At 67.1% G+C, this 20235-nt stretch carries 18 protein-coding genes; 13 read left to right on the top strand and 5 right to left on the bottom strand.

The genetic code is table 11. The features are described from left to right. Positions 1–262: 262 nt before the first annotated feature. From NX068_RS06385 to NX068_RS06360, 6 genes are all read left to right on the top strand, one after another. Positions 263–1219, top strand: a complete 957-nt coding sequence (locus NX068_RS06385) for a sulfonate ABC transporter substrate-binding protein (RefSeq protein WP_263460450.1) — start codon at positions 263–265, stop codon at positions 1217–1219. Positions 1220–1231: 12 nt separating this feature from the next. Continuing rightward, complete coding sequence (gene ssuD, locus NX068_RS06380) at positions 1232–2407, top strand: FMNH2-dependent alkanesulfonate monooxygenase (RefSeq protein ID WP_263460449.1); 1176 nt, start codon at positions 1232–1234, stop codon at positions 2405–2407. A 13-nt stretch (positions 2408–2420) separates the two neighbouring features. Continuing rightward, a complete protein-coding gene (gene ssuC / locus NX068_RS06375) occupies positions 2421–3212 on the top strand; it encodes an aliphatic sulfonate ABC transporter permease SsuC (RefSeq protein ID WP_263460448.1) in 792 nt (263 codons plus the stop codon). Between the two features lie 37 nt (positions 3213–3249). Then, positions 3250–4158 (top strand): ATP-binding cassette domain-containing protein, encoded by a 909-nt coding sequence (locus tag NX068_RS06370; protein ID WP_263460447.1) that lies wholly within the window; start codon positions 3250–3252, stop codon positions 4156–4158. 214 nt (positions 4159–4372) lie between these two features. Then, the gene (locus NX068_RS06365) at positions 4373–5392 is read left to right on the top strand and encodes a sulfate ABC transporter substrate-binding protein (protein ID WP_327084805.1); all 1020 of its coding nucleotides are present in this window, start codon (positions 4373–4375) and stop codon (positions 5390–5392) included. Between the two features lie 336 nt (positions 5393–5728). Next, positions 5729–6865, top strand: a complete 1137-nt coding sequence (locus NX068_RS06360) for an asparaginase (RefSeq protein ID WP_263460446.1) — start codon at positions 5729–5731, stop codon at positions 6863–6865. Between the two features lie 290 nt (positions 6866–7155). Here NX068_RS06360 and NX068_RS06355 read toward each other — a convergent pair whose 3' ends face one another. Continuing rightward, positions 7156–8481 (bottom strand): tryptophan--tRNA ligase, encoded by a 1326-nt coding sequence (locus NX068_RS06355; protein ID WP_263460445.1) that lies wholly within the window; start codon positions 8479–8481, stop codon positions 7156–7158. A gap of 173 nt (positions 8482–8654) precedes the next feature. Between NX068_RS06355 and NX068_RS06350 the strand changes: the two genes are divergently transcribed. Then, positions 8655–9500 carry a mechanosensitive ion channel family protein gene (locus tag NX068_RS06350; RefSeq protein WP_263460444.1) on the top strand — a complete coding sequence of 282 codons (846 nt, stop codon included), beginning with the start codon at positions 8655–8657 and terminating at the stop codon, positions 9498–9500. Between the two features lie 87 nt (positions 9501–9587). Here NX068_RS06350 and NX068_RS06345 read toward each other — a convergent pair whose 3' ends face one another. The 3 genes from NX068_RS06345 to NX068_RS06335 form a co-directional block, all read right to left on the bottom strand. After that, positions 9588–9851: a hypothetical protein gene (locus NX068_RS06345; RefSeq protein WP_263460443.1), complete on the bottom strand. Its 264-nt coding sequence runs from the start codon at positions 9849–9851 to the stop codon at positions 9588–9590. A 108-nt stretch (positions 9852–9959) separates the two neighbouring features. Further along, positions 9960–10580 carry a transmembrane anchor protein gene (locus NX068_RS06340; RefSeq protein ID WP_263460442.1) on the bottom strand — a complete coding sequence of 207 codons (621 nt, stop codon included), beginning with the start codon at positions 10578–10580 and terminating at the stop codon, positions 9960–9962. A gap of 24 nt (positions 10581–10604) precedes the next feature. Then, entirely contained in the window at positions 10605–11348 is a 744-nt protein-coding gene (locus NX068_RS06335; RefSeq protein ID WP_263460441.1) for a HupE/UreJ family protein, read from the bottom strand. A gap of 461 nt (positions 11349–11809) precedes the next feature. Here NX068_RS06335 and NX068_RS06330 point away from each other — a divergent pair, with 461 nt between their 5' ends. From NX068_RS06330 to nudC, 3 genes are read left to right on the top strand one after another with little or no spacing between them, the layout of a single operon-like run. Continuing rightward, positions 11810–12442: a DOMON-like domain-containing protein gene (locus NX068_RS06330; RefSeq protein WP_263460440.1), complete on the top strand. Its 633-nt coding sequence runs from the start codon at positions 11810–11812 to the stop codon at positions 12440–12442. Then, positions 12442–13662 carry an exo-beta-N-acetylmuramidase NamZ family protein gene (locus NX068_RS06325; RefSeq protein WP_442806697.1) on the top strand — a complete coding sequence of 407 codons (1221 nt, stop codon included), beginning with the start codon at positions 12442–12444 and terminating at the stop codon, positions 13660–13662. Before NX068_RS06330 ends, NX068_RS06325 begins: the two co-directional genes overlap by 1 nt. A gap of 10 nt (positions 13663–13672) precedes the next feature. Further along, positions 13673–14650: an NAD(+) diphosphatase gene (gene nudC, locus NX068_RS06320; protein WP_263460439.1), complete on the top strand. Its 978-nt coding sequence runs from the start codon at positions 13673–13675 to the stop codon at positions 14648–14650. 29 nt (positions 14651–14679) lie between these two features. Here nudC and NX068_RS06315 read toward each other — a convergent pair whose 3' ends face one another. Then, the gene (locus NX068_RS06315; RefSeq protein WP_263460438.1) at positions 14680–16410 is read right to left on the bottom strand and encodes a C13 family peptidase; all 1731 of its coding nucleotides are present in this window, start codon (positions 16408–16410) and stop codon (positions 14680–14682) included. Positions 16411–16563: 153 nt separating this feature from the next. On the opposite strand from NX068_RS06315, the gene NX068_RS06310 reads away from it, so the two are divergent. From NX068_RS06310 to NX068_RS21175, 3 genes are all read left to right on the top strand, one after another. Next, the gene (locus NX068_RS06310) at positions 16564–17508 is read left to right on the top strand and encodes a ribose-phosphate diphosphokinase (RefSeq protein WP_263460437.1); all 945 of its coding nucleotides are present in this window, start codon (positions 16564–16566) and stop codon (positions 17506–17508) included. A gap of 212 nt (positions 17509–17720) precedes the next feature. Beyond that, positions 17721–19778, top strand: a complete 2058-nt coding sequence (locus NX068_RS06305; RefSeq protein WP_327084804.1) for a carbon starvation CstA family protein — start codon at positions 17721–17723, stop codon at positions 19776–19778. Continuing rightward, on the top strand, positions 19771–20172 hold the full coding sequence (locus NX068_RS21175) for a CstA-like transporter-associated (seleno)protein (RefSeq protein ID WP_263460436.1): 402 nt from the start codon (positions 19771–19773) through the stop codon (positions 20170–20172). Before NX068_RS06305 ends, NX068_RS21175 begins: the two co-directional genes overlap by 8 nt. Positions 20173–20235: the final 63 nt, after the last annotated feature.

Below are 20235 nucleotides of genomic sequence, written 5' to 3'. Positions count from 1 at the left end.
AAGGCGAACCAAGGCCGAAACCACCGCAAGGCCGGTGCCCTGCCTCCGCGAGCTGTCCAGCAAACACCCCTCGAACGGCGCCCCGTCTTTCAGCCTCGGCAAAGCTCGAATTCCGCTAAGCAATCCAGTCTGCCCCGAATAAACAGCGCGGATTTTCTTCGTTCGTGATCGGACGGCGATGTGGCCTCATTGCGCCACCGGCCGGCGGCGAATGCCGGCTTTTCCGTCCTCTCACTCTGTTTCCATTCCGAGGCATCCGACCATGATCGTCACTCGCCGTTCCGCATTGAAGGGGCTGCTCGCCGCCGCCTCCATCCCCCTGTCGCTGTCATCCCCCCTCGCCCTTGCCGATTCGCCCGCGATCCGCATCGGCTGGCAGAAAGGCTCCACGCTGTCGATCGTGAAGGCGCGCGGCAATCTCGAAGCGCGCCTGAAAGCCGAAGGCGTCAAGGTGACGTGGACCGAGTTCCCCGCCGGGCCGCAGATGCTCGAAGGCCTGAACGTCGGCAGCATCGACATCGGCGTGGTCGGCGAAACGCCGCCGGTGTTTGCGCAGGCGGCCGGCGCCGACCTGGTGTATTTCGGCAACGAACCGCCGGCGCCGCGGGCGGAGAAGATCCTGGTGCCGAAGGATTCGCCGATCAGGACGCTGGCCGATCTGAAGGGCAAGCGCGTGGTATTGAACCGCGGCTCCAACGTGCATTACCTGCTGGTCAGGGCGCTGGAGTCGGCCAATCTGAAATACAGCGACGTCGAGGTCGCCTACCTGCCGCCGGCCGACGCCCGCGCCGCCTTCGAGCGCGGCTCGCTCGACGCCTGGGCGATCTGGGATCCGTTCGGCGCCGCCGCCGAAGCGCAGGTCGACGCCCGCATCCTGGCCGACGGCACCGGCATCGCCAACAACTACAACTTCTACATCGCCGCGCGGCCCTTCGCGCAGAAGTATCCCCAGGTTCTCGCTTCGGCGCTCGAAGCCATCAACGAGACCGGCGAATGGGTCGGCCGGAACCAGAAGGAAGCCGCCGCCATCGTCGCGCCGCAGATCGGCCTGCCGGTCGAGATCGCCGAAGTCTCGATATCGCGCTACGGCTACGGCGTGAAGCCGCTGAGCGACGAAGTGATCCGCCACCAGCAGCAGATGGCCGACACCCTGGCCGAACTGAAGCTGATCCCGAAGAAGCTCGACGTGGCTTCGGTCGTGTGGCGCCCGGCGCACTAAAGGAAACCCGTCATGAGCACACGCAAACCGCTCGACATCTTCTGGTTCCTCCCCACCCACGGCGACGGCCGCTATCTCGGCTCCCCGCTGGGTGCGCGCGCGGTGGATCACGACTACCTGAAGCAGATCGCACAGGCCGCCGACAGCCTCGGCTACGGCGGCGTGCTGATTCCCACCGGCCGCGCCTGCGAGGACGCCTGGGTGGTGGCGTCCAGCCTGATTCCGGTGACCCGCAAGCTGAAGTTCCTCGTCGCCCTGCGCCCGGCGACGACTTCGCCGACGGTGGCGGCGCGCCAGGCCGCGACTTTCGACCGCCTGTCGGACGGCCGCCTGCTGATCAACCTGGTGGCCGGCGGCGACACTTCGGATCTGGAAGCCGACGGCATCTTCCTCGGTCATGACGAGCGCTACGAGCACGCCGACGAATTCCTCGAGGTCTGGAAGCGGCTGCTGGCCGGCGAGCAGGTCGATTACGAAGGCGAGCACGTCAAGGTCAAGGACGCGCGCCTGCTCTTCCCCGCGGTGCAGCAGCCGCATCCGCCGCTGTACTTCGGCGGCTCGTCGAACCGCGCGCACGACACCGCGGCCAGGCACGTCGAGCTTTACCTGTCCTGGGGCGAGCCGCCGTCGGAAGTGGCGCGCAAGTTCGCCGACGTGCGGCGGCGCGCCGAGAAGGAGGGCCGCCAGGTGCGCTTCGGCATGCGCCTGCACGTGATCCCGCGCGAAACCGAGGCCGCGGCCTGGCAGGCGGCGGAAGAACTGATCAGCCAGCTCGACGACGACACCATCGCCAGCGCGCAGCAGTCGCTCGGCAAGATGGATTCAGAAGGCCAGCGCCGCATGCGCGAACTGCACGGCGGCGACCGCAGCAAGCTCGAAGTCGCGCCCAACCTGTGGGCCGGCGTCGGCCTGGTGCGCGGCGGCGCCGGCACCGCGCTGGTGGGCGACGGCAAGATCATCGCCGAGCGCATCGAGGAATACGCCGCGCTGGGCGCCGACACCTTCGTGCTGTCGGGCTATCCGCACCTGGAAGAGGCCTACCGCTTCGCCGAGCTGGTGTTCCCGCACCTGAGCGTGGCCGGCCGCGACGCCCCCGCCAACGACGCGCACCAGCCCGCCCGCCGCCGCGTCGCGCCGATCGGCGAGATCATCGGCTACGCCCAGGCTCCCAAGGCGGCGCAAAGCTGAAGGGAGCACATCCATGGCACATTCGAACGACACCTCGCGCACCGGCTGGCAGGGCCGCATCGGCCCCTGGCTGGTGCCGGCCGCGATCCTCGCCGGCTGGCAGATCGCCGCCCAGACCGGCTGGCTATCGACACGCATCCTGCCGGCCCCTTCCGCCGTGCTGGCCGCGCTGTGGGAGCTGGCAAGCTCGGGCGAACTGCTGACCCATCTGCAGGCCAGCTTCGCCCGCGCCGCGATCGGCTTCGCCATCGGCGGCGGCATCGGCTTTTTCTTCGGCCTGATCAACGGCTGCTGGCGGGTGGCGGAAAACCTGTTCGACACCACGCTGCAGATGGTGCGCAACGTACCCCACCTGGCGCTGATCCCGCTGGTGATCCTGTGGTTCGGCATCGACGAGGGCGGCAAGCTCTTCCTCGTCGCCCTCGGCGTGTTCTTCCCGGTGTATCTGAACACCTTCCACGGCATCCGCTCGGTCGATGCCGCGCTGGTGGAGATGGGCCGCTCCTACGGCCTGTCGGGCTGGGCGCTGTTCCGCCACGTGATCCTGCCCGGCGCGCTGCCCAACATCCTGGTCGGCGTGCGCTATTCGCTGGGTTTCATGTGGCTGACGCTGATCGTCGCCGAGACCATCGCCGCCAGTTCGGGCATCGGCTACATGGCGATGAACGCGCGCGAATTCCTGCAGACCGACGTCGTCGTGCTGGCGATCCTGCTGTACGCGGTGCTCGGCAAGCTGGCCGACGTCGCCGCCCGGCTGCTGGAACGCCGCCTGCTGCGCTGGAACAACGCCTATGCCGGCGCCTAGGCGGCGCTTCACATCCTCACGATCCGGAGAACAGCCGATGGGCTTCATCAACCTGAAGGAACTCGCCGAACTCGGCGAACAAGTCGCGCTCGGCCAACCCGTGCCGCCGGCCGAGCCGAGCCGCACTGCGCCGGATTCCGGTCGGCCACGCGACAGCGGCGTGCCCATCGCGCTGCGCGGGCTGGGCAAGGCCTATGGCGCACGCACGGTGCTGTCGTCGATCGACCTCGACGTCGCCGCCGGCGAATTCGTCGCCATCGTCGGCCGCAGCGGCTGCGGCAAGAGCACGCTGCTGCGCCTGCTCGCCGGGCTGGAGGCGCCTAGTCAAGGCAGCATCGCGCTGGACGGCCAGGCGCTGCGCGACACCCACGACGAGCTGCGCCTGATGTTCCAGGACGCGCGCCTGCTGCCGTGGAAGAGCGTGGCCGACAACGTCGCCCTCGGCCTGCCCGGTTCGGCGCGGGAACGGCGCGAGGCGGCACTGGCCGCGCTGGCCGACGTCGGCCTCGCCGACCGTGCCGACGAGTGGCCGGCGCGCCTGTCCGGCGGCCAGCGCCAGCGCGTCGCCCTGGCCCGCGCGCTGGTGCACAAGCCCCGCCTGCTGCTGCTCGACGAGCCGCTGGGCGCGCTCGACGCCCTGACCCGCATCGAGATGCACGCGCTGATCGAACGCCTGTGGCGCGAACAGGGCTTCACCGCGCTGCTGGTCACGCACGACGTCGCCGAGGCCATCGCGCTGGCCGACCGCGTGCTGCTGATCGAGGACGGCAGCACCGCGCTCGACCTGCGGATTGCGCTCGAACGCCCGCGCGACCGGACCAGCGCCGGCTTCACCGCACTGGAAGACCGGGTGCTGCGGCGGGTATTGCGGCATCCGCCGCTGGAAGAAGCACACGCCCCCGCTGCTGCCGCAGCGCCGTTCATCCAATGGCGCTGGGCGGCCTGAACCGGCCGTGCCTCACCGGCCGTACCCAATCAACTAAGCATAACCAGGCGCCTCCGGCCACACCTCGCCGGAGGCGCCTGGCCTGCCGGGGACTGCCCCGGGACCAGCCCCCCGATAGCAGAAAATCGAATAAGCAACGCTGGTTTCATTATTTCCACTGCGCGAGCGCCATCCCTAGACTCGCCCGCACATCACCCGTCCACCGGAGCCCGCAGTGAACACTTCTTCCCGCCAACCGAACGCCATCCGCCGCCTCCTGGCGACCCTCGTCCTGTCGCTGTCGGCATCCGCCGCGCTCGCCGACATCACGCTGCTGAACGTGTCCTACGACGTCTCGCGCGAGCTGTACAAGGACATCAACCCGGCCTTTTCCGCGCACTGGAAAGCCCAGGGCGGCGAGGCGGTCAGCGTCAACCAGTCGCACGGCGGTTCGAGCAAGCAGGCGCTGTCGGTGGCGGCCGGCCTCGACGCCGACGTGGTGACGATGAACCAGTCGCCGGACATCGACATCCTGGTCGAGCGCGGCGGCCTGGTCGCGGCGGACTGGCGCCAGCGCCTGCCGCACGAAGCCACGCCCTACACCACCACTTCGGTCTTCCTGGTGCGCAAGGGCAATCCGAAGAACATCAAGGACTGGGACGACCTCGCTCGCGACGGCCTGCAGGTGATCGTGCCCAACCCCAAGACCTCGGGCAACGGCCGCTACACCTACCTGGCGGCCTGGGGCTACGCGCTCGACAAGAGCGGCAGCGAAGCCGGCGCACGCGAATTCGTCGGCAAGCTGTTCGCCAACGTGCCGGTGCTCGACGGTGGCGGCCGCGGCGCCACCACCACCTTCACCCAGCGCGACGTCGGCGACGTGCTGGTGACCTTCGAGAACGAGGCCATCCTGATCGCCCGCGAACTCGGCGACAACAAGTTCGACGTGGTCTATCCCTCGCTGTCGATCGACGCCTCGGCGCCGGTGGCGGTGGTGAAGTCGGTGACGGAGAAGCGCGGCACGGTGAAGGCGGCCGAAGCCTATCTGGAGTTCCTGTTCTCCCCCGAAGGCCAGGCGATCATCGCCAAGCACAACTTCCGCCCGCGCGACGCCGCGGTGCTGGCACAGAACGCGGACAAGTTCCCGCCGATCCGCACCTTCACCGTCGATGAGAAACTCGGCGGCTGGCCGGCAGTGCAGAAGACGCACTTCGCCGACGGCGGCATCTACGACCAGATCATCGAGAAGCGCTGATCATCGGCGCTGGTGGCGCAGACCGATTCGCAAGAAGGCTGATCCGAACGTTTTCACGCCGCACCTTCATGGACGAGGTGCTGCGGGATCAGCAATCGATCTCTGGGCAAGACAGGCAAAAAGCCTCGCAAGATTTTCTTGCGAGGCTTTTTTTTTTCACTGGTACCCGCTTCCGGGCCAGCGCTACGGTCTCCGCGAGAGGAGCAAAACGCAGCCGCCATTGCTGCCGGTCCCCGAAAGAATGAAGCCGGCAGCGCGGCTGCGCCCGTTGGCTGTCTGTTTCTGCGGCTTGCCATTACACTGCCATTCGGCCCGGTCCATGAAGGGGCCAGCGCCGTGCGCTTCACCAGCGGCTCGGCGGTAAAAACAACAATCATCGGACGGGGCATGCCCCGAATATTCCCCGAGTGGATAAAGGAGACTGAAGTGAGGAAATCATTCCTGATCGCGTTTGCTTGCACGTTTGCCGTTCCCCAGGCGTCGGCCCAGGAAAAACCGACGGTGCAGTTGATTGCAACCGGAGGGACCATCGCCATGAAGATCGATCCGGTCAAGCAGGCACCCGTACCTGCAATTTCCGGCGAGGATTTGATGGCGACCGTGCCGAAGGTGGGGGAATACGCAAACATCGAGGTCAACAATCTTTCGAATGTGCCGTCCGACTACATGGACCCGGCCCGCTGGACGTCGCTGAGCAAGGCGGTGGCGGAAGCCTTGGCACGCCCCGAGGTTTCCGGGGTAGTGGTGTCGCATGGCACGGACACCCTGGAGGAAACGGCTTTCTGGCTGGATACGACGATACAGTCGGAAAAACCCATCGTTCTGATCGGTGCGCAGCGCAATGCCTCGGCGTCGGATTTCGACGGCCCCCGCAATCTTCTCGGCGCAGTGCGTATCGCGATCGATGAGCAGGCCAGGAACAAGGGCGCCATGCTTGCCATGAATGATCAGATCCATGCGGCCCGCTATGTCACCAAGACCCACACGGCGGCAGTGCAAACCTTCCAGTCCGGAAATTACGGCCAATTGGGCGAGGTCTATCCGGATCGGGTCGTGCTGGATCGCACGCCGGTCCGCCGCCAGCATATCCCCATCGTCGCCGACGAAATGCCCAAGGTGGAGATCGTCGCCATGTATGGGGGCGCGGACGGCAGCCTGCTGCGCAGCGCCGTGGATCAGGGTGTGAAAGGAATCGTGGTGCAGGCCCTGGGAATGGGCAATATGAACGTGCCCATGTTCGAAGCCGTGAAGTATGCCTTGTCCAAAAACGTGCCCGTGGTGATTTCGACCAGGGTGCCGAACGGACGGGTCTTGCCGAACTATGGTTTTGAAGGTGGAGGGAAGACTCTGGCGGACGCGGGCGCCATCATGGCGGGAGACCTGAGTCCCCAGAAGGCGCGCATCCTGCTGATGCTATTGCTGCAACAGGGCGTCACGGAAAAAACGAAGATCCAGCAAGCGTTCGATCTTTGACTTCCAGCCAGGGCCTGGCTCCCTGCAGTGTGCGCCGCATGCCCGCATCATCGTCACAAGGATGAATCCGGGCATGCGGCAGAAAACAGCTCGACTCGAAGGCGGAACGTATCTCTGCACCTCGACGTCGGCATCGTCGAACGGGAACCGCGCCATTTGCTCCGCCACGCATTTGAGGGCGCGGGCATAGGACAGCTTCAATCGCAAGCACATTCCGCCCGCGCGACGCCGCAGTGCTGACACAGAACGCCGGCAACCACCTGCGCAGTCCGGACCGGATCAATAAAGAATCACTCCCCGAACGCAGCCAGCGCCGCACGCAGCGCGGCCTCGTCCACACCTTCGGCCAGCGCCGCGACCTTCGCGCCATCCAGCCACAGCGTCTCGCCCTTCAGTTCGAAGGCGGCACCCTGCTTCAGCGCCGACACCACCGTACCGGCATCGCGCGGCGAGGCGAAGCCTTCGCCCTGCAGCAGCAGGCTGCCGCCGGCATCGACCAGCTTGAAGTGGAAGCGGCCGTCGGCCTCGCGGTATTGCTTGAACTGCGGTAGCGCAGCCTTGGCCTTTTCCGCCGCGGCCGCCGGACGGGCGATGTCGGACAGATTGCGCAGGCCGACGGCGTGGCGCAGCTCGGTGATGAAGGGCGTGGCGATCGCGCGCGCCTTGGCTGCGCCTTCGAGCAGCAGCTTTTCGATCTGCGAGGGGTCGGCGACCAGGGACTCGTATTTCTCGCGCATCGGCGCCACGCTGGCCTCGATCTTGTCGAACAAGGCCTGCTTGGCCTCGCCCCAGGCGATGCCTTCCTCGAACGCGGCGCGCATCGCGCGCGTTTCCTCGGCACTGGAGAAGGCCTGGTAGAGTTCGAACAGCGCGGAACCGTCGGCGTCCTTGGGCTCACCGGGCGCCTTCGAGTCGGTGACGATGGCGTAGATCACCTTCTTCAGCTCCGCCGGGCTACAGAACAGCGGAATCGTGTTGTCGTAGCTCTTGCTCATCTTGCGCCCGTCCAGCCCCGGCAGCGTGGCGACCGAGGCATCGATGGCCGCTTCGGGCAGCACGAAGTGCTCGCCGTACAGGTGGTTGAAGCTGCCGGCCATGTCGCGCGCCATCTCGATGTGCTGGATCTGGTCGCGCCCGACCGGCACCGTGTGCGCCTTGAACATCAGGATGTCGGCGGCCATCAGCACCGGGTACATGTACAGGCCCATGTTCACGCCGGCGTCCGGATCGACGCCTTCGGCGGTGTTCTTGTCGACCGCCGCCTTGTAGGCGTGGGCACGGTTCAGCAGGCCCTTGCCGGCGACGCAGCTCAGCAGCCAGGTCAGTTCGGGAATCTCGGGGATGTCGGACTGGCGGTAGAACCACACATGGCTGGTGTCGAGCCCGGCGGCGAGCCAGGTGGCGGCGATCTCCAGCGTCGAGCGCTGCACGCGCAGCGGGTCGGTGGTGCTGATCAGCGCATGGTAGTCGGCCAGGAAGTAGAAGCTCTCCACCCCCGCCTGGCGGCTGGCGGCGATGGCCGGGCGGATGGCGCCGGCGTAGTTGCCGAGGTGGGGCGTGCCCGAAGGCTTGATGCCGGTGAGGACGCGCTGGACGGAAGGCTGGCTGGCGGACATGGATCGCTCCGGCGGAAACGGGACAAAGACCGCGAGTTTAACGGCTTCCGCACACGGCTTGTAACGTGCGCCAGCCGCGAGCCTGCGATAAGGTAAGGCCCCTGCGGCAAGACTGCCGCCCCCAAACGCAGACGCAAACCCCTCCCCGGATAACAAAAAGGACTTCCCCACCCATGTTCGACCGACTGGCCCATCTCGACTGGATCCAGACCTACGCCCTGCCCTGGAGCATCAACCTGCTGTTCGCCATCGGCACCTTCGTCATCGGCCGCTGGATCGCCGGCGGCATCGTCGCGGTGGCGCGCAGGCTGCTGACACGCGCCCGCCTCGACGGCATCCTGGTGAATTTCATCCTGTCGATCCTGCAGGGCGTGCTGCTGCTGGTCGTCGTCATCGCCGCACTGAACCGCCTCGGCATCGACACCACCTCGCTGGTGGCGCTGATCGGCGCGGCCGGCCTGGCGGTCGGCCTGGCGCTGCAGGATTCACTGAAGAACTTCGCCACCGGCGTGATGCTGATCCTGTTCCGCCCCTTCAAGGCCGGCGACTTCGTCGAGGCCGGCAGCACCTCGGGCACGGTCGAAAAGATCAACATCTTCAGTTCCACATTCCGCACCGTCGACAACCGCGAGATCATCATCCCCAACGGCGCGATCTACGCCGGCGTGATCACCAACTACTCGGCCCGCCCGACGCGCCGCATCGACCTGCTGCTGCGCATCAGCTACGACGACGACATCCGCCGGGTCAAGGCGATCATCGGCCAGGTGCTGAAGAACGATGCGCGGATACTGGCCGATCCCGAACCCTTCGTCGGCGTGGCCGACCTCGGCGAACACAGCGTGAACCTGCACGTGCGCCCCTGGGTCGCCACCGCCGACCACTTCGCGACGATGTGCGACCTGAAGGAAAGACTGAAGATCGCCTTCGACGAAAACGGCATCACCATCCCCTATCCGCAGATGGACATGCACCAGCGCCTCGTGCAGGTGCCGGCCAACGACACGAAGGGGGCCTGACGAGGAGGACGCCGGACGCTGCCGAACCGACGGGCGAGGCGGCCTCCGGCAAATGGGCAGCACGGACCAGGCCGCAGCCTCCAGCAATCAGTTTCTGCGGCCGGGCGATCGATCAGGCGCCTGAGGCTGCGCCGCTGCAGACGGCTTCTTGTCAGCGTCGCACCGCTCTTTCAGCTTCCTTACTTCCGGGTAGGCCACATCGCTGACATATCGGTCCGTATCCGCCAATTGCTCGCAGGTCTCGGGGATCTCCTTTTCGTCGTCTTCATGCGCGCCGGGGTGGGCCATGGCGAACGGCGACGCGAGCGATGCGCCGGCCATGGCGGCGATCAGGAACGGACGAATCTTCATTTCACTATCTCCTGGTGGTAAAGCCCGATTCGCACGCCGGGCCGGGGAGGCCTTCGGCCGTCAGCCATACGCTCGGGGCCGGGAATCCCTTCGTGCCCGACAGAAGGGTCACGGAACACGCTTCATTTCCATGTACTGGCCACGTGCGCGCACGGTCACCGTCACATCGGCATCTCCGCGATTCCGCCAGAACCAGCCGTGGTTGCCGTCGAACGCGGCCTCGATGGTGCCGTCCTTCGCTGCTGCTGCGCGCCCTTTTTCATAGCTGATCGACTGTTCGCCGCCGTCATCGCCATGCAGGTCGAAATTCACCACGCCGCCCTCGGCAATCCAGCTGAACTGCGCCTGTTCGCCAGCCCGCATGCTCAGCTTTATCTCGGTCCCCTGGCCGGGCGCAAGCACCACTTGCATCTCGTCGCGCCAGGCAGAAGCGTCTGCCACCCGCGATGCCGCTCCGGGCTGCGCAGCCGCAGCAGCTCCCGCCGCTGGCGCGGCATTCGCATTCCGCGCGGCGTCGGCGGCGGCTTCATCGGCCAGTTGTGCCTTGATCTCCCCCATCTCCGTCAGCCCCAGTACGCGGCCGACCCCAGTGGGGTCGATCGCATATTCGGCGGGCAGAACGATGGTGACCAGAATCGCGATCGCGGCGGCGAATGCGACAAGCGTCGAGCGCAGCAATTGCCTCGAAGTGGGCAGTTCGTCGAGCGTCGGTTTGGAAACGTTGTACATGAGGTGCATTCTCCGCGTGCAAGTTCAGGCGACGAAATAGCCGGTGAGCTGGTAGCCGGTGAGGACGAATCCGGCACACATCAGCACGACGTTGGCGGCATAGGCATGGCGCCAGAAGCCCGCTGTCCGGCGCCAGAAGCCCATTACGATGAGAATCGCGCCGAGCGCGAGCAACTGCCCGATCTCGACGCCGACATTGAATGCCAGCAGATTCGGCATCAGACCGTCCGGCGAGATGTCGTATTCGATGATCTTCGTCGCCAGGCCGAATCCATGACAGAGTCCGAAAACGACCGTCGCGGCTCTGGTGTCGGGTTGAAACCCGAGCCAGCGCTGAAACGCACCGATGTTGTCGAGCGCCTTATAAACAACCGAAAGGCCGATGATCGCGTCGATGAGGTAGCTGTTGATCCCGATATTGAAATACACGCCGAGCAGCATCGTGGCCGAGTGGCCGACGGCAAACAGGGTCACGTACAGGGCGATGTCCTTCATCCGGTACAGGAAGAAGATCACGCCGAGCAGGAACAGAATATGGTCGTACCCTGTCGCCATGTGCTTTGCCCCCAGATACATGAAGGGCGCCGGATGGATGCCGAGGATCTCCTGGATGTAGCCCTTGTCGCCTTCGGCGACTGCATGGGCCAAAGCCCGATCGGTGCCCACGAGCAGGAAAAGTGCAACTACGAGCAACGGGAAAACCCGGCTCCAGGCCGGCCAATGGCAACCGGATGCCATTTCGGCAAACCTTCCATGCATCTGTGTCATGCCTCGCTACCCTTCGGAAACCCCGGTCGAACGGGATTCGTACGCGACCTCATCCACCGGAGCAACGATGAAGATTCGGCCAGAACGTGCGGCCTGCCGGGCGACAGGCCGCAATCAACAGGGCATGCGGAGATGCCGGCATGAAGCCGGCCAAGGATGCAAGCCGAAGCAGGAGGCCAAGCGTCGACATGGCGCCTGAATCGGTTTCCAGGCGCTTTCGAGTACGGCGATTTCCAGATCGCCCAATGCCGGTACGCTGCGATTGGTCAAGCAGATGGCTCCAGGTCAAGGCCAGCGCCCGGCAGTATCCGTTGCCGGGAAACCGATCGTCAATCGGTTTTCGAGCCGATCCACTGCCACCTCGAAGCCTGCACCCACCCGGCGAACCGGCTACCATTGCGCCTGCACCAAACGGGGGCGCCGCCCCCGCCCGCTCCAAACCCACCCGCATCGATCCCATCGTGAGCCTGCCCACACCCGAACGCCCCAGCGTGCCGACCATCACCGTCGGCCTGCGCCCCCACCCCTCGACAACGCCGGCCGACCCTGCGGATTCCGCCTCGCCGGTCGGCATGCTGCTGGCCACGATGTATGCCCCGCCGGAAGGCGGCGCGGTGTTCGAGTTCAAGCTCGAAGACAGCCGGTTCGACGCCATCCGCATCCCGCCCGAGGCCGAACCCGGCGCCGCGGACGAGTTGTGGAAGCACACCTGTTTCGAAGCCTTCGTCGGCGTCCCGGGTGAAGCGGGCTACCGCGAATTCAACTTTTCGCCATCCGGCCAGTGGGCGATCTACGACTTTCACATCCCGCGCGAGCGCAACGTGGACTTCCGGGCCGACGCCGGCCCATCAATCCGCTTCGCGCGGGACGGCGACGCCGCCTGGCTTGAAGCGCGCGTGCCCGCCGCCGCGCTGCCCGCGGCAGCGCCCGGCGCCGATCTCGAAATCGGCCTGGCCGCGGTCGTCGAACGCAGCGACGGCGAACTCGAATACTGGGCGGTGAGCCATCCCGCGCCGCAGCCCGACTTCCATGCCCGCAACGGCTTCGTGCTGGCGCTGAAGACCTGGGCCGCCGACACGCACGGGAAGCGCTGATGGGCGCAATCCGCTTCGGCCTCGACCGCCTGCTGACCGACGCCGCGCTGCGCCGCCCTCTGGCCGGCCGCCGCGTCGCCCTGCTCGCCCATCCCGCCTCGGTGACGCGCGGGCTGGCGCATTCGCTCGATGCGCTGGCCGCGCTGCCCGACCTCCGCCTGTCCGCCGCCTTCGGCCCGCAGCACGGCCTGCGCGGCGACAAGCAGGACAACATGGTCGAATCGCCCGACTACACCGACCCGCTGCACGGCATCCCGGTGTTCAGCCTGTACGGCGAAGTGCGCCGGCCCACGGCGGCGATGATGGACGGCTTCGACGTGCTGCTGGTCGATCTGCAGGACCTCGGCTGCCGCATCTACACCTTCATCACCACGCTGCGCTACGTGCTCGAGGAAGCCGCACGCCACGGCAAGTCGGTGTGGGTGCTCGACCGCCCCAACCCCACCGGCCGGCCGGTGGAAGGCACGCTGCTGCGCGCCGGCTGGGAGAGCTTCGTCGGCGCCGGCCCGCTGCCGATGCGCCACGGCCTGACGATGGGCGAACTGGCACGCTGGTTCGTCGCCACGCTGAAGCTCGACGTCGATTGCCAGGTGATCGGGATGGAAGGCTGGCAGCCCGACGACGCCCCCGGCCACGGCTGGCCGCTGGGGGAGCGCAGCTGGATCAACCCCAGCCCCAACGCCCCCAACCTGTCGATGGCACGCGCCTATGCCGGCACCGTGATGCTGGAAGGCACGACGCTGTCCGAAGGCCGCGGCACCACCCGCCCGCTGGAGCTGTTCGGCGCACCCGGGCTCGACGCCCGCGCCATCATCGCCGAGATGCACGCACTCGCGCCCGACTGGCTGCGCGGCTGCGTGCTGCGCGACTGCTGGTTCGAGCCGACTTTCCACAAGCATGCCGGCAAGCTGTGCAACGGCGTGCAGATCCACGTCGACGACCCGGTCCACTACGACCACACCGCCTTCCGTCCGTGGCGGCTGCAGGCGCTGGCCTTCAAGGCGATCCACCGGCTGTGGCCGGACTACCCGCTGTGGCGCGACTTCGGCTACGAGTACGAGTTCGAGCGCCTGGCGATCGATCTCATCAACGGCTCGCCGCTGCTGCGCGAATGGGTGGACGACCCCGCCGCCGCGCCGGCCGACCTCGACGGCCCGGCGCGCGCCGACGAAGCGGCCTGGCTCGAAACCCGCCGGCCTTTCCTGCTCTATCCCGCCTGAACGCCCCGCCATGCCCATGCACGCATACGACCGCTCCGCCATCATCGGCTTCGGCTTCAACCCGCTGGACCGCCTGTCCGACAAGCGCCAGGACGAAGACTACGTCCGCCAGGCCAGGCAGGCGGCGGCTACGCGCTTCGTCGTCCATGGCGGCGACGAGCCCCTGCTGATGCAGCGTGACGCGGCCTGCGACGCCTTGTTCGGCGTGCCGCAACTGGCCGCGCTGCAGGCGGCGCTGCCGCCCGGGCAGCATGAACCGGTCTGCGAAGTCTTCCTCGGCCGGCTGCCGGACGGCGCAGCGCTGTTCGCGCTGGATTTCGGCGCCGGGCTGGCCGATGCCGTCGCCGGCCTGCCGGGGCTGGCACTGCGCAGCCTGCGCACGGTGGCGATGCAGGGCGAACTGGACCACGCGCTGCTGGGCGAGCTCGGCGGCGCCAAGGCGGTGCTCGACTGGCACCGCCGCCACCGCTTCTGTGCCCAGTGCGGCGCGCCCAGCCGCATGGTCGCGGGCGGCTGGCGGCGCGACTGCGATGCCTGCGGGGCGCAGCATTTCCCGCGCGTCGATCCGGTGGTGATCATGCTGGCGATCGACGGCGAACGCTGCCTGCTCGGCCGCCAGCCGCGCTTTGCGACCGGCATGTATTCGACGCTGGCCGGCTTCGTCGAACCGGGCGAGACGATCGAGGACGCGGTGCGCCGCGAAATCCTCGAAGAAGCCGGCGTGCCCTGTTCCACGGTGCGCTACTTCGCCTCGCAGCCCTGGCCCTTCCCCTCGTCGCTGATGATCGGCTGCTTCGCTCAGGCGCAAGGCACGGCAATCACCATCGACACCACCGAACTGGACGACGCCCGCTGGTTCAGCCGCGCCGAAGTCGCCGAGATGCTGGCCGGCACCCACGTCCAGGGCTTGTCGGCGCCGCTGCCGTACGCGATCGCGCATCACCTGATGCGGGTTTTCGTGGATGAAGGCGAGGCCTTGTTGCGGTAGATCGTAGCCCGCCCCCCGCCACCATTTCGCTACTCCGCCGACTGCACCCGCCAGCGCCGCAACTGCTCGCGGATCGGCGCCGGCGCGGCGATCACCGGGCGCGAGTGCTCCTCTTCCGCCAGTTCCTCGCCCGCGCCGCCTTCGCCCTGGATGCCGGCGATGTCCTCGCGCTCCCAGGTTTCCACCAGCCCGCGTGCCTTGTCGAAGGCGTCGATGAAGGACACGCCGGGCGCGAGCGATTCCTTGAAGTAGGCGCGGCCGAAATAAGTGAAGTCGTTGTCGTCGGCGCAGCCGAACGAAGTCCGGTCGTGGCGGGCGGAAGTGATGACCAGCGTGCCTTCGTCGCCGATCGCGTCGACGAAGCCGCCGGAGTAGCAGGCCGACACCACCACCACTTTCCAGCGGATGCCGCTCTCGCGCAGCATCTCGCCCAGCGCTGCGGCCGGCAGGTCGGGCATGTCGACGCCGGCGAGCTTGAAAGTCAGTTCGTGCGCGTCGGAGCCGTGGCTGGTCAGGAAGAGGAACAGGATGTCCTGTTCCACATCCATGCTGTCCGCCACTGCGCGCAGCGCCCGGCGCAGGCTGGTCTGGGTCGCCAGCGGCACGGCATCGACGCTGCTGCGGCTGTTGACCAGGGTCAGCGAGCGGCCGGCCGTGCCGAAGTCGCGGTCGAACTGGCTGCGCACGAACTCGACTTCGCGGCGGAACACTTCTTCCCGGCCGTCGCCCGCCACTGCCAGCAGATAGAGGTCGATGCGCGCCGGATCCTGCGGCTGCAGGGCTTGCAGCTGGCGTTCGAGCAGGGCCGGCTGGGCGTACAGCGCGGTTTCGACGTTGCGCTGGCGCAGCGCCTCGGCCGCCGGATCATGCAGTTTGCCGCGCCGCCAGGTGCCGCTGTCGCGCGTGCGTCCGTCCGGCTTGGGCCGCGCATACGTCATCGTGCCTTCGCCGTCGTACAGGCCCCAGGCGAAGCCGCCGCGGTATTCGTCGCCGTCGGCATTGCGGAACATGCCCTGGCCGTGGAAGCGCCAGTTGTCGAAGTCGCCCTCGTAGCGGGCGCCGTTCTTCATGCTCGCCCTGCCCTTGCCTGTGAGCGCGCCGGCGACGAAACTGCCTTCGAAGACGTTGCCCTGGGCGTCGGTGAAACGGCCTTCGCCGTTCGGCTCCCAGTCGGCGAGCTCGCCTTCGTAGCGGCGATCGTCGTGGATGACCAGCATGCTGCCGACCGGCTCGTCGTCCTCGAAGCGGCCGATGTAGATGCGGCCGTCGGCCAGCTCCAGGCGGCCTTCGCCATGGAAGCGGCCCTTCCTGAAGCTCCCTTCGTAGACTTCGCCATTGGCGCGGACGTAGCGCCCGTGGCCGTCGAACTCGTCGGCGCGGAATTCGCCTTCGTATTCCGAGCCGTCGGCGAAGCGCATCCGCCCCTTGCCCTGCATCAGGCCGTTGTCGAAGCCGCCTTCGTAGCGCCAGCCCGACGCGCCGGCCGCCACCCCCACGCCATGCGACAGCCCTTCGACGAAAGCGCCTTCGCGATAGGCGCCGTTGCGCCACTCGATGCGGCCCTGGCCGTGCAGCTTGCCGTCGCGCAGGCCGCCGCGATAGACGCCGCCATCCGGCGTCACCGCGTCGGCCGCACGCACGGGCGTGGCTGCAGACAGCAATGCGGCAAGGAGCAGGCCGGCCAGCGCCGAACGGCGAAAGGGTGCGTGCCGGGCAGAAGGAGAAGCGGCCGAGACGGTGGCGGCAAACGGAACGGACATCGGCAAGGTCTGGCTGGAAAATCGATCCAGCCGGCATCCTACCCGCCGCGCCCCCTTCCCCCAAGACCCGAGTCGGAGTAAAAGAGGGCGCGCCGACGCATGCTGCCCACACGCAGCCGCGCCCCCGATCCACCCACACAAGCGAGACATCCCGTGATCGACCACGGCCTACAGATCTTTGCCGGCAACGCCAGCCGGGAACTTGCCGGCGAAATCTGCCAGCGGCTCGGCATCCGCCCCGGCCGGCTCGACATCTCCCGTTTCTCCAACGACAACCTGCGCGTGCAGATCCAGGAAAACGTGCGCGAACGCGACGTGTACGTGGTGCAATCCTTCACCGAGCCGGTGAGCGAGCACATCATGGAACTGATGATCACGCTCGACGCCATGCGCAGCGCGTCGGCCCGCCGCATCACCGCGGTGATTCCGTACTATTCCTACGCCCGCTCGGACAAGAAGGATGCGCCGCGCATCTCGATCACCGGCCGGCTGATCGCCGACATGCTGAAGACCGCCGGCGCCGACCGCGTGCTGACGATGGACCTGCACGCCGACCAGGTGCATGGCTTCTTCAGCGTGCCGGTCGACCACCTGACCGCGGTGCCGGCCATCGCCGAGCATTTCCGCCGCCACTACGACTTGTCGAACATGGTCGCGGTGGCGACCGACGCCGGCGGCGCCAAGCGCGTCGGCCGCTTCTCAGAGCGGCTGGGCATTCCGATGGCGATCATCGACAAGCGCCGCGTCAGCGACACCGACGTCAAGCACGGCGAAGTGGTCGGCGACGTGCGCGGACGCGACGTGGTGATCTTCGAGGACGAGATCTCGACCGGCGGCACGCTGGTGTCCTCCGCCGCGACGCTGCGCGCCGCCGGCGCGCGCAGCGTGCATGCCGGCGCGACGCACGGCGTGCTGTGCGGCCCGGCGATCGAGCGCCTGCGCGACGCGGCGATCGACTCGGTGGTGGTCAGCAACACCGTCGCCCTGGCGGTACACAAGCGTCTGCCCAAGATCACCTCGCTGAGTGTCGCGCCGCTGTTCGCCGCGGCGATCGAGCGCATCCACGGCGGCCAGAGCGTGGGGGCGCTGTTCGAATAGCGGCCCGGCGGCACCGAAGAAAAGAGGCCACCCGGTATGCAAGACAAATCCGCAGGCAAAGGACTAGAATGCCTCAGCCCTGATGCCTGTCGCATTGGCGGCACATAACCATAACTTTCCCCAAGCAGTGGCCCCGTGATGTCGAAGCTCCACACCAAGCCCGAAATCGATCGGCGCATGCTGGATGCCGCTGCGCTTTTCGGAGATCTGACGTGATATCCAAACTGGTGTGGTTGATCGTCGCCCTGGTCGGGGCGGCCGGCTTTGCCATGCTTGCCCTGAGCCGGGGCGAACATGTGAATGCAGCATGGCTGATCCTGGCGGCACTGTCGTGCTATTCCATCGCCTATCGCTTCTACAGCAAGTTCATCGCCGAGAAGGTGTTCGAACTCGATGACCGGCGCATGACGCCGGCCGTGCGGCGCAACGACGGCCTGGACTACGTGCCGACCAACAAGTGGGTGCTGTTCGGCCACCACTTCGCCGCGATCGCCGGCGCCGGTCCGCTGGTCGGCCCGATCCTGGCGGCGCAGATGGGCTTCCTGCCCGGCACCATCTGGATCCTGGTCGGCGTGATGCTGGCCGGCGCGGTGCAGGATTTCCTCGTGCTGTTCATCTCGGCCCGCCGCGACGGCCGTTCGCTGGGCGAGATGGCCAAGCAGGAGCTCGGTTCCTTCGCCGGCGTGATCGTCATGCTGGGCACGCTGGGGGTGATGATCATCATCCTGTCGGCGCTGGCGCTGGTGGTGGTCAAGGCGCTGGCCGAAAGCCCGTGGGGCACCTTCACCATCGCCGCGACGATCCCGATTGCGATCTTCATGGGCGTCTACATGCGCTTCATCCGTCCGGGGCGCATCGCCGAAATCTCGGTGATCGGCTTCGTGCTGATGATGGCCGCGATCATCTTCGGCGAGGACATCGCCCACCACGAGTACTGGGGCCCGTTCTTCACCATGACCGGCCCGCAGCTGACGCTGGCGCTGGTGATCTACGGCTTCGTCGCCTCGGTGCTGCCGGTGTGGCTGCTGCTGGCGCCGCGCGACTACCTGTCGACCTTCCTGAAGCTGGGCGTGATCATCGGCCTGGCGATCGGCATCCTGGTGTCGCTGCCCGACCTGAAGATGCCGGCGATGACCCAGTTCGTCGACGGTTCCGGCCCGGTGTTCTCCGGCAGCCTGTTCCCCTTCCTGTTCATCACCATCGCCTGCGGCGCGATCTCGGGCTTTCATGCGCTGGTGTCCTCGGGCACCACGCCCAAGCTGGTCGAGCGTGAATCGCACATGCGCGTGATCGGCTACGGCGCGATGATCGGCGAGTCGCTGGTCGCCATCATGGCGATGATCTGCGCCACGATCCTCGACCCGGGCATCTACTTCGCGCTGAACTCGCCGGCCGCCGTCATCGGCACCACGGTCGAATCCGCGGCGCAGGTGATCAACGGCTGGGGCTTCACGGTGACGCCGGAAATCCTCGCCCAGATGGCCAAGGACGTCGGTGAGCACAGCATCCTGTCGCGCGCCGGCGGTGCGCCGACTTTCGCCGTGGGCATGGCGGTGATCATCACCGACCTGTTCAACAGCAAGGCGATGATGGCGTTCTGGTATCACTTCGCGATCCTGTTCGAAGCGCTGTTCATCCTCACCGCGGTCGATGCCGGCACGCGTGCCTGCCGCTTCATGGTGCAGGATCTGGCCGGCACCTTCATCCCCGGCATGAGCCAGACCCGCAGCCTGGCCGGCAACCTGCTCGGCACGGCGGTGGCGGTGTCGGGCTGGGGCTACTTCGTCTATCAGGGCACGGTCGATCCGCTGGGCGGCATCAACACGCTGTGGCCGCTGTTCGGCATCGGCAACCAGATGCTCGCCGCGATGGCACTGCTGCTGGGCACCGCGGTGCTGTTCAAGATGAAGAAGGAGCGCTACGCCTGGGTGACGGTGGTGCCGACGGTGTTCCTGCTGATCACCACGATGACCGCCGGCTGGCTGAAGATCTTCAGCCCGGATCCGAAGGTCGGTTTCCTCGCGCTGGCCAACCGCTTCAACGAAGCTGCGGCCCAGGGCACCATTCTGGCACCAGCCAGGAGCATCGAGGAGATGTCGCGCGTCGCCTTCAACAACCAGATCAACGCGGCGCTGTGCGCTTTCTTCATGATCGTGGCGGTGGTGATGCTGGTGGCGGTGGTCATCAACATCCGCAAGGCGCTGGCCAGCACCACGCCGACGGCGAACGAAGTGGCGCCGGCCTACCAGGCCGAGCCCGCTCGTGCTTGATCTTTCCTACCTCACCGGCCGCAAGCCGGCCGGCGCCGCCGAGGCGCCGGCCGCGGTTGGAGCGGCCGCGGCGGAAGCGGGGCTGGACGACGCCTATGCGCGCTACGTCGCCGAGACGCGCGCGCAGCAGGCGGATGCGGTGCCGATGTCCGAAGCCGAGTTCGAACGCTACAGCCTGGGCTCGAACTGGCTGTCGGGCCTGCGCGACGCCGCGCGCAAAGTGGTGCAGACCTGCCGTCTCGTGATCGGCATCCACGACTACGAGTACTACCTGGACCACATGCGCTCGCGCCATCCCGAGGCGACGCCCTTCACCCGCGAGGAGTTCTACCGCTACTGCCTGGAGGCGCGCTATCCCAGCGCCGAACGCAGCGGCAGCCGATGCCCCTGCTGAAGACCGGCAACGGCGAGACGTAAAAAACGGCGGCCCGGACATTTTCCGGAGCCGCCGTTTCCT

It is taken from the genome of Thauera carbonicopians (assembly GCF_025699485.1).
GTDB lineage: Bacteria > Pseudomonadota > Gammaproteobacteria > Burkholderiales > Rhodocyclaceae > Thauera.
This window is presented reverse-complemented; position numbering and strand designations above follow the sequence as displayed.